21 protein-coding genes, 1 other RNA gene, 1 pseudogene and 1 other annotated feature are annotated in these 14872 nt (G+C 36.9%); all 23 genes and pseudogenes read right to left on the bottom strand.

Annotated features, from left to right (window positions below; all coding sequences use genetic code 11):
• Nucleotides 1-129 precede the first annotated feature (129 nt).
• The 23 genes and pseudogenes from tsaD to CP366_RS09250 all read right to left on the bottom strand — a co-directional run bounded on the left by tsaD (nt 130) and on the right by CP366_RS09250 (nt 14748).
• Nucleotides 130-1179, bottom strand: coding sequence for a tRNA (adenosine(37)-N6)-threonylcarbamoyltransferase complex transferase subunit TsaD (gene tsaD, locus CP366_RS09365; protein ID WP_089147825.1), 1050 nt, complete (start codon nt 1177-1179; stop codon nt 130-132).
• The gene (rimI, locus tag CP366_RS09360; RefSeq protein WP_089147826.1) at nt 1176-1748 is read right to left on the bottom strand and encodes a ribosomal protein S18-alanine N-acetyltransferase; all 573 of its coding nucleotides are present in this window, start codon (nt 1746-1748) and stop codon (nt 1176-1178) included. Before rimI ends, tsaD begins: the two co-directional genes overlap by 4 nt.
• A complete protein-coding gene (gene tsaB / locus CP366_RS09355) occupies nt 1732-2466 on the bottom strand; it encodes a tRNA (adenosine(37)-N6)-threonylcarbamoyltransferase complex dimerization subunit type 1 TsaB (protein ID WP_089147827.1) in 735 nt (244 codons plus the stop codon). Before tsaB ends, rimI begins: the two co-directional genes overlap by 17 nt.
• A gap of 29 nt (nt 2467-2495) precedes the next feature.
• Nucleotides 2496-3014, bottom strand: a complete 519-nt coding sequence (locus CP366_RS09350) for a folate family ECF transporter S component (RefSeq protein ID WP_013085856.1) — start codon at nt 3012-3014, stop codon at nt 2496-2498.
• A gap of 55 nt (nt 3015-3069) precedes the next feature.
• Entirely contained in the window at nt 3070-3804 is a 735-nt protein-coding gene (locus tag CP366_RS09345) for an acyl-[acyl-carrier-protein] thioesterase (protein ID WP_089147828.1), read from the bottom strand.
• 2 nt (nt 3805-3806) lie between these two features.
• Nucleotides 3807-4658: a 16S rRNA (cytidine(1402)-2'-O)-methyltransferase gene (gene rsmI / locus CP366_RS09340; protein ID WP_013085854.1), complete on the bottom strand. Its 852-nt coding sequence runs from the start codon at nt 4656-4658 to the stop codon at nt 3807-3809.
• Nucleotides 4658-5008 carry a DNA replication initiation control protein YabA gene (gene yabA, locus CP366_RS09335; RefSeq protein WP_005721578.1) on the bottom strand — a complete coding sequence of 117 codons (351 nt, stop codon included), beginning with the start codon at nt 5006-5008 and terminating at the stop codon, nt 4658-4660. The genes rsmI and yabA overlap by 1 nt, the downstream gene beginning before the upstream one ends.
• Before the next feature lie 9 nt (nt 5009-5017).
• A complete protein-coding gene (locus tag CP366_RS09330) occupies nt 5018-5875 on the bottom strand; it encodes a DNA polymerase III subunit delta (protein WP_013085853.1) in 858 nt (285 codons plus the stop codon).
• Nucleotides 5875-6195, bottom strand: a complete 321-nt coding sequence (locus CP366_RS09325; protein WP_005728615.1) for a cyclic-di-AMP receptor — start codon at nt 6193-6195, stop codon at nt 5875-5877. The genes CP366_RS09330 and CP366_RS09325 overlap by 1 nt, the downstream gene beginning before the upstream one ends.
• A 12-nt stretch (nt 6196-6207) precedes the next feature.
• Nucleotides 6208-6846 carry a dTMP kinase gene (gene tmk / locus CP366_RS09320; protein ID WP_005728616.1) on the bottom strand — a complete coding sequence of 213 codons (639 nt, stop codon included), beginning with the start codon at nt 6844-6846 and terminating at the stop codon, nt 6208-6210.
• Nucleotides 6847-6948: 102 nt separating this feature from the next.
• Nucleotides 6949-7188, bottom strand: coding sequence for a YaaL family protein (locus CP366_RS09315; RefSeq protein WP_005720594.1), 240 nt, complete (start codon nt 7186-7188; stop codon nt 6949-6951).
• Nucleotides 7188-7787 carry a recombination mediator RecR gene (gene recR, locus CP366_RS09310; protein WP_005728617.1) on the bottom strand — a complete coding sequence of 200 codons (600 nt, stop codon included), beginning with the start codon at nt 7785-7787 and terminating at the stop codon, nt 7188-7190. The genes CP366_RS09315 and recR overlap by 1 nt, the downstream gene beginning before the upstream one ends.
• Entirely contained in the window at nt 7788-8123 is a 336-nt protein-coding gene (locus CP366_RS09305; RefSeq protein ID WP_005720596.1) for a YbaB/EbfC family nucleoid-associated protein, read from the bottom strand.
• A gap of 15 nt (nt 8124-8138) precedes the next feature.
• Nucleotides 8139-8794 (bottom strand): annotated as a pseudogene (locus CP366_RS10965) (GT-D fold domain-containing glycosyltransferase).
• 103 nt (nt 8795-8897) lie between these two features.
• Entirely contained in the window at nt 8898-10703 is a 1806-nt protein-coding gene (dnaX, locus tag CP366_RS09290; protein WP_089147829.1) for a DNA polymerase III subunit gamma/tau, read from the bottom strand.
• 56 nt (nt 10704-10759) lie between these two features.
• An RNA gene (gene ffs / locus CP366_RS09285) (signal recognition particle sRNA small type) lies at nt 10760-10857 on the bottom strand.
• Nucleotides 10858-10908: 51 nt separating this feature from the next.
• Entirely contained in the window at nt 10909-11409 is a 501-nt protein-coding gene (gene tadA, locus CP366_RS09280) for a tRNA adenosine(34) deaminase TadA (RefSeq protein ID WP_005728621.1), read from the bottom strand.
• A gap of 74 nt (nt 11410-11483) precedes the next feature.
• Entirely contained in the window at nt 11484-11666 is a 183-nt protein-coding gene (locus tag CP366_RS09275) for a hypothetical protein (RefSeq protein ID WP_005720449.1), read from the bottom strand.
• 127 nt (nt 11667-11793) lie between these two features.
• The gene (locus CP366_RS09270) at nt 11794-12414 is read right to left on the bottom strand and encodes a class I SAM-dependent methyltransferase (protein ID WP_005720447.1); all 621 of its coding nucleotides are present in this window, start codon (nt 12412-12414) and stop codon (nt 11794-11796) included.
• A gap of 5 nt (nt 12415-12419) precedes the next feature.
• Nucleotides 12420-13262, bottom strand: a complete 843-nt coding sequence (locus CP366_RS09265; protein ID WP_089147830.1) for an ion transporter — start codon at nt 13260-13262, stop codon at nt 12420-12422.
• A 76-nt stretch (nt 13263-13338) separates the two neighbouring features.
• On the bottom strand, nt 13339-13701 hold the full coding sequence (gene rplL, locus CP366_RS09260; RefSeq protein WP_005720445.1) for a 50S ribosomal protein L7/L12: 363 nt from the start codon (nt 13699-13701) through the stop codon (nt 13339-13341).
• Between the two features lie 52 nt (nt 13702-13753).
• Nucleotides 13754-14266, bottom strand: a complete 513-nt coding sequence (gene rplJ / locus CP366_RS09255) for a 50S ribosomal protein L10 (RefSeq protein WP_005720444.1) — start codon at nt 14264-14266, stop codon at nt 13754-13756.
• Between the two features lie 43 nt (nt 14267-14309).
• Nucleotides 14310-14431 (bottom strand) — a sequence feature (ribosomal protein L10 leader region).
• Nucleotides 14432-14544: 113 nt separating this feature from the next.
• Nucleotides 14545-14748, bottom strand: coding sequence for a hypothetical protein (locus CP366_RS09250; protein WP_227411405.1), 204 nt, complete (start codon nt 14746-14748; stop codon nt 14545-14547).
• Between the last annotated feature and the right edge of the window lie 124 nt (nt 14749-14872).

The following is a 14872-nucleotide window of genomic DNA, read 5'->3' as shown; positions in this document are numbered from 1 at the left end:
TTTAAACAAAAAATGAAGCCAAACTTCTTATTATGCTTGACTTTACGTAGAAAAAGACCTAAAAGCGTCTAACTTTTAGGTCTCAGTTCATATCAATCAAAGATAAACATTTTTTAACAATATATCCAATTATTCCAACATGCTCTTAGCATATGGCAATTCCAATGATGGATCAGCATTCAAAGTCAAATCCGCAAATTGACCATTATTATAAAGATTATATGCAGCAGCACCAATCATTGCAGCATTATCACCACACAACTTAATATCCGGCAAGATCACCTTAGGTTGGTCTGCTTTAGGCAATTTAGCAATTTCTGCACTCATGCGATCACGTAAGCCATGGTTGGCAGCTACCCCACCACCCATGATAAAGGTCTTGGGCTTATATTGCTTAATTGCGCGAATTGTTTTATGAGCCAAAACATCAATTACTGCTGCTTGAAAACTTGCAGCCAGATCATACTTATTCAACTTTTCATGAATCTGATCAGCATGATGACAAGTGTTAATAAAAGCTGACTTTAAACCTGAGAATGAGAAGTCATAGTCATCATCTTCCATCATTGCTCGTGGGAAGTTAAAGGTATCCTTGCCTTCATGAGCCCAGGCATCGATAGTTTTACCTGCTGGATAGTTTACCCCAAGAACACGACCAATCTTATCGTATGCTTCACCAGCAGCATCATCGCGCGTATCACCGATAATTTCAAAATGAACAGGATCCTTAAGTAAAACTATTTCAGTATGTCCACCTGAAACCTGTAATGCAAGAGCTGGATATTCAATCTCGTCTTTTAGTTGAGCTGCCATAATGTGCCCCATAATATGATCAACACCAATCAAAGGAATACCCGTTGCCATTGAAGCAGCCTTAGCTGCACTTACACCAATTAAAAGAGCACCAACTAAGCCAGGGCCATAAGTCACAGCAATTGCATCGATATCTTTCCAAGTACAATTAGCTTCAGCCAAAGCTTCTTTAGTAATCTGACTAACCACTTCAATATGATGACGACTAGCAACTTCAGGGACTACACCACCAAAGCGTTGATGACTCTTAATCTGCGTTGCTACAATTAAACTTTCAATTTCACGTCCATTTTTGATAACAGCTGTGGAAGTTTCATCACATGAACTTTCATAAGCTAAAATGCGAATATCTTTTTTCTCACTCAAAACGTAAACTTCTTTCTTCTAATTTGATGTGGTTTTAACCATAAAACCATGTTCATAGCATCGGTATGAGTATCATGGTAATAGTTTTTACGAATGAAGGTACCTTCAAAACCTAAGGAACGATATAGCTTTTGGGCAATCTCATTATCTACTCTTACCTCTAGACTAACGCAATCACTGTCATTTTCACGCGCCCGATCAATAATCAATTGCATTAAGTAACGACCAATATGCATATTTTGAAAAGCCGGCGCTACTGCAACATTAGTAATATGCGTCTCTTCTGGAGTAAAACGCGCACCAATAAATGCAACTAGCATCGATTCATAATACACTACCAAATAAAGACAATTATGCCGCTTCTCTAGTTCTCGCTCAAATGAAAACTTATTCCACGGTGTCCGACCTGAATAAACTTGCTCCTCTAATACAAGCAGGTCAGGAATATTGTCATCTGTAGCTTGCATAATTTGTAGTCTCTTACCGTTTACATTCGCAATAAACGGGGTAAAACTCATATCAATCCGATTTAACTGTTGATGGAAAAATTGATTAAACTTCTTCAACATAATGACTATCTGGCTCGAATGGTTTGCCTGTCTTTTTATGCCAGTCTACTTCAGCCTGAGTTCGACGCAAGTAACGTGGCAATAATTTATCTGGATCAACTGGAACCGCATTTTCAGCTAATTGTCCAATTAGCCCAGCATGGATGACATTCTCTTCTTCAGTTCCATAAATATATGGAATATTCAAAGCTTTAAATTTTTCATCTTGCTTTTCAAGACCTGAGCCCACAAAAACAATTTTCTTAACTTCATGCTTGACCGCATAATCTTGAATCGCCTTAATTAAAACGTCGATATTGTAATGACCGTCTGGAATGACATTCTCTGGTACAGCACCGCTTAAATAACCGGCCGCAAAATAATTGTCATTTCTTGCATCTAAACCAGTAATTACCAAAGCGTCTTCTTGAACGCCTTTAGCCAAAGCTTGTAAAGTTGAGATTCCTACAACCTCTTTATCTAAAATGCTGGCAAACATCTTAACAGTAGTGATTCCAATTCTTAGTCCAGTATAAGAACCTGGCCCAATAGCAACTGCAAAACGATCAATATCTTTTAAGCTTAAATCATTATCTTTTAAAATTTCATCAATCAAAGGATCAAGATGTTCGCTATGATTACGCTCATCTCGTTCATTTTTCTCAACAATAATTTGTTGACCATCATTCAAGGCCACGCTCAAATGATTAGTAGCTGTCGAAACACTTAAAATTTTCATTTTATATATTTTTCTCTTTTCGCTTTAAATCACTTTTTTATTTTAACACGAGAAACGGCTTGTAAAACAAAGTAGCTGATAACCATTTGAATCCAAGGAACGATCGTCTCCTTAGGTAAACGTTGGATCAAAGCCGCATTGAAATTCATACCATACATAATATGTAGCCATAAGGTATTCATGCCAATATTGACAATTACAGTCACCAGAATAGTAGAAGCAATGATCCGCCAAATTTTAACTGGCTTATTATATAAAAACAGGGCGTAGATAAATGGGCCTGCCATTGCTGTTAAAGTAAAACCAATGAAAAAGCCACCTTGATTGCCAAAAAGTGCAGATGAAATTAAATCACTAATTCCGCCGCCAATGGTTCCCCAGAGTGGACCAAAAAGATATCCTAGTAAAACGCTTCCGATAAAACCCAGTCCTACTTTAACCATGACTGGACCAAAAGAAAATTGACTTAGAATAATTTTCATTGCAACAACAATACCTAAAAAGACTAGTTGCTGTAAATCCGTTCGTAAAATTTTCTTTGTATTCATTCGACCGATTCCTCCTACTAATTAAAAAAGCATGACTAATAGCGTCATGTTATTACTATATCTTACGCCAACTTAATTCACAGACGGCCTTAACTGTCCCATCTTCTGCTTCAATTGCATGATATGTAGTAACAATATCATCTTGAACCAAGTCCATGCAAGAATTTATACTCTCACCATAATGAACTTCTTTATCAAATTTAATATCAATTGCTGTAACGATATGTTCTTTTAAAAAGTTACGATCCAACATATCAACAAACCAACTGAAATAATGACTATTAGTTACATGATGATTAGTATCTAAGTCATCGTAACGAGCACGGTATGAACGCTTTTGCTCGTATTCGGTTTGCGGACGCAATCTTGGAAAACGTGGCATCTTTTTAAGTAGTGGTGCACCCCAATCTTCCATCATTTTAGTATCGGCTGGCACCATATGCCGTTTCTTCAAGTCAAGCATTACCCACTGACTTTTTACAGTTACTAATGGCTTGCCGTCTGCCGTACTAACGCCAAAATCACGATATTCAAAAAAGCGGTTATAGCCACTAGCTTCAGTACTCAAGATAACTTGATCACCGGGTTTAGGTAGGTCACTAATCTCAAAATGATATTGCGTTACGACCCAGCCGAGACCGCGCTTGACCAAATCATCAGTCCCGGCACCGCCTTGACTTAATTGATGCTCAGAAACCTGCATCATTAACTCAACTAGTGCTGGTAATTTTAAACGCCGATTTTCGTCACAATCTTTAAATTCAATTTGATATTCTTCGGTATACTTCATAATTAATCCTGGTGATATTGATCATACAATTCATTCTTAGAAACATGATGTTGCTTGGCTACCTGTTTAATTGCATCTTTCTTGGATTCACCTTTTTCAACCAAGTCATTAACTAAGTCAATTAATTCTGTCCAAGATAGTTGCTGAGGAGCTTCTGTATTAGGTGAAACTAGAATCACAAATTCCCCGCGTGGAGCATTCTCACTGAAGTAATTCGTGACTTCTTCCACACTACCCCGGATAAACTCTTCGTGGATTTTGGTCAATTCACGTGCAGCAACAATTTGACGATCTTTTGGTAGCACACTAGCCAATGTTTTGAGGGTTTTTGCTAGACGGTGCGGGGCTTCATAAAAAATTGATGTTGCTCTATTATCGCGCATCTGTGCAAAATATGTCTTCTGTTCCGACGATTTTCTTGGTAAAAAGCCATAATAAGTAAATGGCTGATTAAAACCGGAAGCAATCAAAGCAGTTGAAAAAGCATTTGGACCAGGAAGTGGTACAACCGGAATATCATGCTTAATGCATTCTTGCACCAACACATAACCTGGATCAGAAATCACTGGCATCCCCGCATCACTAATCTCGGCAATCACAGCCCCTTCCTTCATCAACTTGATCAATTCCGGCGCCCGCTCTTTGGAATTATACTTATGAAAAGAGATCATTTTATTATGAACCCCAATTTTTTCCAGTAAAATCCCACTAGTTCTTGTATCTTCTGCGGCTACATAATCTGCATCGGTTAAAACTTTTTTAGCACGAATAGTAATATCTTCCAAGTTACCAATCGGAGTTGGCACTAAATAAAGCTTTCCTTCATCTTTTGCATAACTGCTTTGACGTTTCATTATCTACCGTCCTTTTTCTTGCCCTTTTTTTCGCCAAAATTGTCCAAAATATCAAGACAAAACATACAATCTGCACTTGGATCACGATGCGAGCCATAGTACATATTGCAAATGTGGTACCCTGAATCATAAATCTTCTTCAATGATTCCAAGCCACTCTGTGTTTTAGTCTCAGGTGCAGGCTGATTTGCCGTTAACTTGTCCAGCTTCTCATGGAGTAATTGATTTTCTACCTTCAACTCCGTGTTTTCTTTTAATGTTTCTAAAATATCATTTTCCAAGCTGGCAATCGTCTTGGTCATATTTTCTGTTGTTTCTTCAATCTTTTTCAGTTTTGAATATGGATCCAATCTAAACACCTACTTCCATTTTAAGGCGAGATAATCTAACGCATTTTGTAAATTTACGTTACTCAAACGCATTTTGTCTATTTCAATTAAATTCTTAAGCATTGTCGCCGCCATTATTCTTTTAGCAGGATTACGCAAATCTTGCTCGGCCAATAATTTTAACTGAAGCAAGATGTAACCCTGCTCTGACACTAGCTTAGCATCAGCAGCTAGCTTGTGTGCACTGACAAGTGCTAAGCTGTTGTGTTCCAGCATTTCTTGATAAAAATATTTAATTGCCTGATTCCATTTATCAAGATTACCCAGTTCCTCAATCTCTGCTTTTGAAAAACCATTCTCCAGTAAGACTGCAGTCCTACCACTAGCCCTCTCACCATTGTCAAAATTAATGATCTGGGTCCGTGAACGCACCGTTGGTAAAATCTGATCACTATTGTTAGTAATCAAAATCGTAACTACTGGCGCTACTGGTTCTTCTAGTAAGTTTAATAAGCCGTTTGCTGCAGCTAAAGTTAACTTTTGTGCTTCATTAATAAAGAAGAAACGGCGAGTACTTTCAACTGGGCTTTTGGCTAATTCTTCTTTTAAGGGACGAATTTGATCAATCCCTAGAGTCTGTTTTCCATCAGGCGCTACTAGCAATACATCTGGGTGGTTACCTGACAAAATTTGCCGACAATTTTGACAGCTGCCATCCGGCTTATTTTCACCAGTACAATTAAACAAACAAGCTAGCCAGTATGCAGTATTCAATGCCCGTGCCTCATCGCTATCAACAAAAAGATAACTATGAGCTAACTTTTTTTGGTCATATGCTCTTTTTAAAAATTGGGTTTGCTTTTTCCCAACATTACTAAGATCAATCATCAGAAGCGTTTAAACTCATCAACTGGAACAACAAAACAAGTTGCACCACCGACTGTCACTTTCAAAGGCTGTGTAATTTCATACCCAGTTGAAACCATATGTGGTGTTGCAATTTCCTCTCTTGCTCGGGACTGTTCCTTAATAATCTTTAATACATCGTCTACTTTATCGTCATCACAACCTACTAAAAAGGTAGTATTTCCTTGACTTAAAAAACCACCTGAAGTTGCTAACTTAGTAGCACGAAAATCATTTTGAACAAAGGCCCGTTGTAAATCATTAGAGTCTTCTTTTTGCACAATTGCAATTACTAACTTCATCTAAATCAATCCTTAAAATAACTCTGGCATTCTTTGCTTTAATGTTGCAATAACTTGAGCAACTACCTGATCAATTGGCTGCGTAGCATCAACAGTTACGAAGCGTTCAGGATACGTCTCTTTTACCTTGAGAAAACCGGCATAAACCTTTTTATGAAAGGCAAGATTCTCTTGTTCCAAACGATCTTCCTGACCCGGACGCAGCTTTTCAATTCGTTTTAACCCTACTTCAGGATCAAGATCTAAGAAAAAAGTAAGATCAGGATCTAATTTATCCGTTGCAAAATCATTAATTTGCTTAACTTCCTGAATTCCTAAATCACGTCCCGCTCCTTGATAAGCTAAAGAACTATCGACATAGCGATCTGAAAATACGACTTTGCCTTCCTTTAAAGCTGGACGAATAATCTCTTCCACATGCTGACTACGTGATGCAGCATATAAAAGCGCTTCGGTCTTATTGTCCATCTTGTCGTTAGCAGGATCTAAAATAATGTCGCGAATTTTTTCTGCAATTTTTGAACCGCCTGGTTCACGCGTCACAAGATATTGTGTCTTAAGCTCTGAACCAATTTGGTTCAATACTTCTTTTAAAACTGTACTTTTCCCGGCGCCATCAGGGCCTTCAAAACTAACAAAATAACCTCTCATAAAATCCTCCATATGTCTATTCTACAGAAGTTTCATAGAGATTAACAGTCCTACTATTTTTTATTTATTCAAAATAAAAAAAGACCAATATTCGGTCTTTTTCTACTGGGTAATAGCATTAGTAATACCACTAAATCTTGTGCCTCGATGACGAGCTTCATTATACAAAAAAGTATACTTTGCCTTTAAGATTCGATTTTGCACATAATTATCTTCGGATAAATCTAAAGTTGTTTGATCGAGATCTTGCTCTAATGCAATTTGATTTTGTAGCTTTTCAATCTCGGCTACCAACTTTTGATCACCCATTGCTTTGATCTTTGCTTGCTTTTTATTAGCCATTATAATGCCGTTCTTCCTTGCACTGCGCGCTTTAAAGTAATGGAATTAGCATATTCAATGTCACTACCAACTGACAAACCAGCGGCCAATCTGGTTACCTTAATACCAGCTGGCTTAATTAATTTGCTGATATACATCGCAGTTGATTCGCCTTCTGGAGTTGAATTAAGCGCCAAAATCACTTCTTTAACAGCATCATTTTTTTGCAAACGCGTAATTAAAGACTTGATATTGATCTCTTCTGGTCCAATTCCATCCATTGGTGAAAGAACACCATGAAGCACGTGATAAAGTCCGTCATATTCGCCCATTTCCTCAAAAGCCATCAAATCCTTTGGTTGTTCAACTACCATAATAGTTGTTTGATCGCGATTAGGATTAGAGCAAATATCACAGACATCTTTTTCGGTAATATTGCCACAGATCGGACATTGATGAATGTCTTTTTTTACTTGAACTAAAGACTTAGCAAAATCATCGACATCCTGATCAGGCATATCCATCGTATAAAAAGCCAACCGAGTCGCCGTTTTTTCACCGATTCCAGGTAGCTTCATATAAGCATCAATTAAATGAGCAATTGGTAATGGATATTGCAATTACATCAAACCTTTCGTGTATTTACCTAAGCTTGCCTGAGTTGCCTCATCAATTTTGGCCAAGCCCTTGTTAACCGCATCAATTACCAAATCTTGTAACATATCTGGGTCGTCTGGATCAATTGCTTCCTTATCAATCTTGATGTCCTTCAACTTGCGGTCACCAGTAAAGGTAGCTACTACTAAATCATCGGCAGACTTACCAGTAAATTCTTGAGCAGTAATGTTTTCCTGCTCTTCTGCCATTTGTGCTTGCAACTTCTTAGCTTGCTTCATCATTTGTTGCATGTTCATGCCGCCCATGCCCATACCACCAAAATTAGGTCTTCTACTCATAATTTTTCTCCTTTATTATTCTATTATACTAATAATCTGCTTATCAAAATTGTCGTCTTTCTCTAGTTTAACTTGTTTATCATCAAAATTAAACTCAGCAGTATGCTTATGCGGTATCTTCACCTTATTAGTTACGCCCATTTTCATCCATTCATATTCTGAATCGATGTGCCCTATATCAATCATTTGATTATTAAGCTGAGCTATCAAATCAGCCACAATCACTTTTGCAGTAGGACTTAACATCAGTAAAATCAACCTATTAGCTGCATTTTTAATAATTTCATCTTCAATAACTTTTTTGCGACTATATGCATTAGTTGGCGGACAAATGAGTCTACTAATTGATCTAGCATTAGAAAACAAGTCATGCCTTCGCCTGAGCGACTATATTTACCTTCTACAATTAAAAGATCATGATCCTGCCAAAGCTGTTTCATTTTAGCAAAATAATCTTTAGCGTGACTTTTATCTACTAAATCAATATATGGCCGTGAAAAGAAAGTAGAAACGTATACATTGTATTGCAATTCAACTTCTCTTAACAAGTCATGATTATTCGGGAAGAAACTATTTCGATAAAAATTACGGCAATAATCATTATAGCGATCTAACTTTTCAAAAACATCAGATAATCCTACTAATAAACGGCGATTGCTGCCTTCTAACAGGAGCTCTTTTAGCGAACCAGCTAGAATTATGATCTTCTAGTAAGATCTGTAATGTTGTTTCTTTATTTAAAACTTTAATATTATAATCATTGCTCATAGTACTTTAGTCTTTAATATTGACTGCATCCCCAAAAAGATCCTTTGCCTTATTAATCACTTCTGGATCAACTTCTGGTTCATCTGACTTTTCTTCTTGAATCTCAATCTGTTGCTTTTTCTTAGCAAGTAGCTCATCCTTATGGCTTTCAACAAATTCTTTTCTAACTGCCAGCCAATCGTTATCTGGCACCAAAACAATGCCGTAAGAATGTTTAGCAAACTTTTCAATATAGTCCGTTAAGCGCCATAACAGATCATTATCTGCGCTCGCATTTTCAAACCATAAAGTATATTTGCATTTCATGACAACTTGTTCAGGACTAGCAGCCACTGGTTCTAATACATCAAGCAGTGCTTTTTCAGAGACAGCTAAAACAGATTGTAAATCAGGCCAGACATTCTTAATTGTCTCTAAATCGTTTCGAGTAGCATTTTCAAGAACATGATATACTTGTTTGCGATTTTCTGCCGTAGTTTTTTTGACTTTTCTAACCGGCTTTTTAGTTTGCTTCTCTTTTGGTTTAACAGCAGGGTTAGGAGCCACTTTAGGTACCGCAGTATCCAAGTGAAATACCTGATTTGTTGATAAACTTGGCTTATTGGATACTTCACTAAGTTTTTGTGTTAAATCAACGACTTGCTTCTTCAGCGCTGCTAGTTCAGCCTGCAAATCAGTATTACCTTGTGCAGGTTGAGCTGGTGTTGTCTTAGCTGGGGCAGCGCTTGTCTGCACTGGTGCAGTACTACTTGCTTCTACTAAGAACACTTCCAGTGGTATCTGTTGCTGATTAGTATAGCGTAAATCATTCAAGGCATTATTAGCCAAATTAATCAGTCGATAATAACTATCTGTAGAAACGCTCTTTATTTTTTCAATAAAGTCTTTTGTTAAAAAAGTTTCCTGTTTATTTTCATCGGTTTTGACGATTAATAAACTCTTAGTAGTTAGATCGATGATTTCATCTAAAATGTTTTTTGAACTAGCTCCTTTAGCCAACTCATCTTGTGTAAGCTGCAAGGCTTGACCTGCATCCTGATTTAACAAAGCTAAAAGAATTTTTTCAATATTTTCTCGATCTGCAAAGCCTGTAATCTGCAAAGCATCATCATAGTTGACGCTTTCCTTCTCGTAACTCAACAGTTGATCCAAAATGCTAAGAGCATCCCGCATCCCACCATCGGCTACTTGAGCAATGACTGCTAAAGCTTTATCTTCATATTTAATATTTTCTTGATCAAGAATGTATTTCATTCTCTTCTCAAGGTCTTCTTTGGAAATTCGCTTAAAATTATAGCGCTGCGTTCTAGAAATAATTGTCGCAGGCACTTTTTGCAATTCAGTCGTTGCTAAAATAAATACTACATGCTCTGGTGGCTCTTCTAATGTCTTCAGCAAAGCATTAAAAGCTCCCATCGACAACATATGAACTTCGTCGATGATATATACCTTGTATTTACCTTCCGTTGGAGCATATTTTACCTTATCGCGAATTTCACGAATTTCATCAACCCCATTATTTGAAGCGGCATCAATTTCCATGATATCTGGCATTGAACCTTGATCAGCTGCAATACAGTTAGCACACTCATTGCATGGTTCACCATCTTGCAAATTAGTACAATTCAATGCCTTAGCAAAAATCTTAGCACAAGATGTTTTACCAGTTCCGCGGGGTCCTGCGAAAAGAAACGCATGGGAAACCTTACCACGTTTAATCGCATTTTTTAAGGTATCGGTAATCGCTTCTTGACCAATCACACTGTCAAAAGTCCGCGGCCGCCACTTACGATATAGCGCTTGATAAGCCATAAATTCTCTTTCCTAAGTAAAAAAGCTCCTAGCTCTCGAAGAGCTAAGAGCTGTTAATATTCTAACAAAAAAGGCACATGCCTGAACAACCTTAGTGCTGCTACCTTCCGGTCCTGACACAATTCAGAGGTCAAACATTGCCCAACAACTATGTTAACGTATTTCAGTAAATATTACCAGCATCTTGTTTTAAAAATTACTGATTTTATACTTCTTTTTGAGCTAATTTAGCTGCTTTTTGTTTCTCACGAATCGCTCTGAAAAAATCTTTTAGCATTTGTGCACATTGATCACGATACAGTCCACGAATTGCATGCGGATGATGATTAAATTTTTCTACGCTAAATAAATCCACAACTGATCCACAAGCTCCGGCTTTTGGATCAAGTGCACCGAAATAAACGTCTTTTATTCTAGAATTAATAATTGCCCCTGCACACATCGGGCATGGTTCCAAAGTCACGAATAAGCTGCAGTCAATTAAGCGCCACATGCCTAACTTACTGCAAGCTTCTTTAATCGCAATCATTTCTGCATGTTGGGTAGCATCTTCATCAAGTTCACGCCTGTTATATCCAGTACCAACTACGCGGCCATCAGGATCAACAACAACTGCCCCTATCGGCACCTCTCCTTGCTTTTCAGCTTCTTTTGCCTGGTCAATGGCTAATTGCATGTATTTCCTTTTATCTTCGCCAGACAGCATTTTATCACTTCTCAATTCATCGTTTTTATTTATTGTATCAAAAAAGCAGCTATTTGCGACTAGCTGCTTACTTTTTACAATGGTTCAATGTTACGATTTCTAAAGTTGTGGTAGAAAAAGATTCCTGACAAGATCAAGTATAATGCAGCAATTCCAGCTGGAGCAGCAGTCTCGTTATCACCGGAAATCATACCTAACATAAACACACCAACAATTACAATCAATACTGCAACAATGTATTTCCAAGCCTTTTTCATAATAATTATCCTCTTCACATACTCTTGATATTTACAAGATTATTATACGAGGATAAATCCAGTTTTGAAAGCACTTTTATAAAGTCTAATGCTTATTTAATAGTACTTTCAAGCATTTTTTATTTAGTTATTTCTTAGTTGATTTTAAGATATAATAGCCTTTATCTCTTGTTAAAATTTCACAATTACCATATGTATTGGTCATCAGCTTACGCGCACTAGGTTCTCCCTGCTTTTTCTGAATAACTACTAATAAGATACCGCCATTAACCAAATGCTCATTTGCTCCCAGTAAAATCTCATTAACCACTTTTTTTCCTGCTCTAATAGGCGGATTTGTTAATATTAGACCAAACTTTTTATCATTATCCACATGTTCATAACAATCAGAGGAATAGATATTTACATTATCTATGTGATTAACTTGTGCATTCTGCTTTGCCAAGCTTAATCCGCGCTCATTTACATCAACCATATCTACAGTTTGATCAGGCCAAAACTTAGCCGCAAATAAACCAATCGGACCATAACCGGTACCAACATCCAAGATATTATCCTTAGGAAAAACAACATCTTTCATTGCCTTGATCAATACGCCTGAACCATAATCAACCCTCATTTTAGAAAAGACACCTGCGTCTGTTGTGAATTTCAAATCAATATTATCAACATGATAATCAACAACATGTTGATCATGCTTGGCAGTAGGATCAGTCGCAAAATACATTTGATTTTTTTCTTCACTCATTTTAACTAACCTTTCTTTTTCTCAAACCATTCTTTTATCTTATGCAGCTCCGTTGTATTCTGTACATCTTTCAATTCATTAATCTGTGCTTGCATCTTTTTGTTTTGATCAGCCAAATCCTTGTTTTGCTTTTCTAAATTATCAAGCTTTTTCAAAATTAATTGAATATTATCATGCGTTTTTAACGTATTTGCGCCATTCGTTCTCCTCATCAAATACGAAGTAATCGATGACGTTAACATACCAACTATTCCAATTCCTAAAAGCATCATTACTAATGTAACGAATTTTCCTACAATACTATGCGGTGGAATTGTTTTGCCAAAAATTGCATCATAACCGACAGTAGTAGCTGTTGAAATGACCCACCAAAAAGCAGTATCCAGCGTTACATGTTCAGTGATTGCGAATGCTTCCGCTCCTACCAACAAAAATGTAATTGTAAAAAAGATTACATAGAGTAGGCCATTAGTATGAAAAATATTACGTAATTTTCCCATCAAACCAGCTAATCGAATCAAACGCAAAAGCCGCAAATCTGATACCAGCCCAGATAAATTAAAAATATTTAAGCTGATAAACAATAACCCCATTGGAATAATACTCAGCAAGTCATAAATGTGAGTTTTGAAATATAGTTTCTTGTCTTCTGCTGCATGTAAGCCACGAAAATAATTAATTGCAAAATATACTACAATTGCACTATTGATCCAGAACCATTTACTAGTCGGTTCATCAATATTAATAACCGCAGCAAAATCTAAAATAATCAAAAAAATCGAAATAATAGCTAAAATGGCCATTACCCATTGATATGGCGTTAGTCTTCTTTCTATATCTTTCATCATAAATTTAATTATACAAAAAAATAAGCTCTTCACACATAGCAAAGAGCTTATTCATAGTTGCCCAGTTGGGCTGTAACTATTTAAGGGTTACAGTAGCACCAACTTCTTCAAGCTTAGCCTTGATGTCGTTAGCTTCGTCTTCTGAAACGCCTTCCTTAACGTTCTTAGGAGCACCATCAACAAGGTCCTTTGAGTCCTTAAGGCCAAGACCAGTAATGTCACGAACTGCCTTAATAACCTTAACCTTTTCTTGACCTGCTTCAGTCAATTCAACGTCGAATTCTGACTTAGCAGCACCTGCGTCTGCAGCACCTGCAGCAGCAACTGGAGCAGCAGCAGTAACGTCAAATTCGTCTTCAATAGCCTTTACAAGGTCGTTCAATTCAAGGATGGTAGCACCCTTCAATTCTTCAATAATCTTATCAGTATCTAAAGCCATTTAAGTATCCTCCGAAAAATTAGAATTTAGATATTAAATATAAATTTCTTTATTATTCAGCTGAGTCTTCATCCTTAGATTCAGCAACAGCCTTAACAGCATATGCGAAGTCGCGTACAGGAGCTTGTAATACAGAAACAAGCATTGAAAGCAAACCTTCGCGGCCTGGGATAGCAGCAAGTTCCTTGATTTCATCCTTAGAAGTCAACTTACCTTCAAGCATACCACCCTTAATTTCGATAACGTCAAAGTCATCTTCGTACTTAGAAACGATACGTGCAGGTTCAGTAACGTCATCAGCGTTATCAGTGTAGATAACAGCAGTTGGTCCAACAAAAGTATCATCAAGACCTTCGATACCAGCCTTAGCAGCAGCACGTCTTAAGTAGGTGTTCTTGATAACCTTCATCTTAACATCGTTATCACGAAGTTCCTTACGCATGTTAGTAACTTCTTCAACAGTCAAACCAAGGTAGTTAATTACCAAGATTGCCTTAGCAGCTTTAAGTTCTTCAGCAAATGCATCAACGAACTTTTCTTTTTCAGCAATAGCAGCTTTACTCAAATTATTTCACCTCCATGATCACATTGATAAATTCTATAAGGCCTTAAAAAAGCAAAAACTCCATGCCGAAAGACATGGAGCATAAAAATCTTCATCATCTTCTGGCCTCGGCGGGATTTTGAGGCGTCATGCCACCCGAGTCTTAGGTAGAATTTACAGTTAATTATTATAGCAAGCTTTGCTGTAAAATGCAAAAGATAATTTTATTTATTTTGGTTATTGATGATTTCATTAATTTTATCCACCATCTCGTCTACTTGATCATTGCCAAAAACAGTCTAGTTTGAGTAAGTATTGTTTTGATCTGCTGTATCCCCAAAAGACAAAATTGGAATATTACGTTCCTTAACTTGATCAATTATCTGATAAACTTTATCACCGTAGTTAATGTCCAAATAAGCATCTGCTGTCTTAATTAAGCGTTTCTGTTTTTCACCAATAATTGTTTGGTATAACGCCAATACAGTTTTTGAAATATTCATTAATTATACGCGTGGTGCTAGTTAAATCGTTTTAGTTAATAAAAGTTGTAAGTAATTTAAATAGAAAATAGTCTGATCTAATTGAACTATCTCAAGCTTAAGCGTTTTTCTCACCATTTACAAG

It is taken from the genome of Lactobacillus sp. UMNPBX15 (assembly GCF_002553785.1).
Lineage (GTDB): Bacteria > Bacillota > Bacilli > Lactobacillales > Lactobacillaceae > Lactobacillus > Lactobacillus crispatus.
This window is presented reverse-complemented; position numbering and strand designations above follow the sequence as displayed.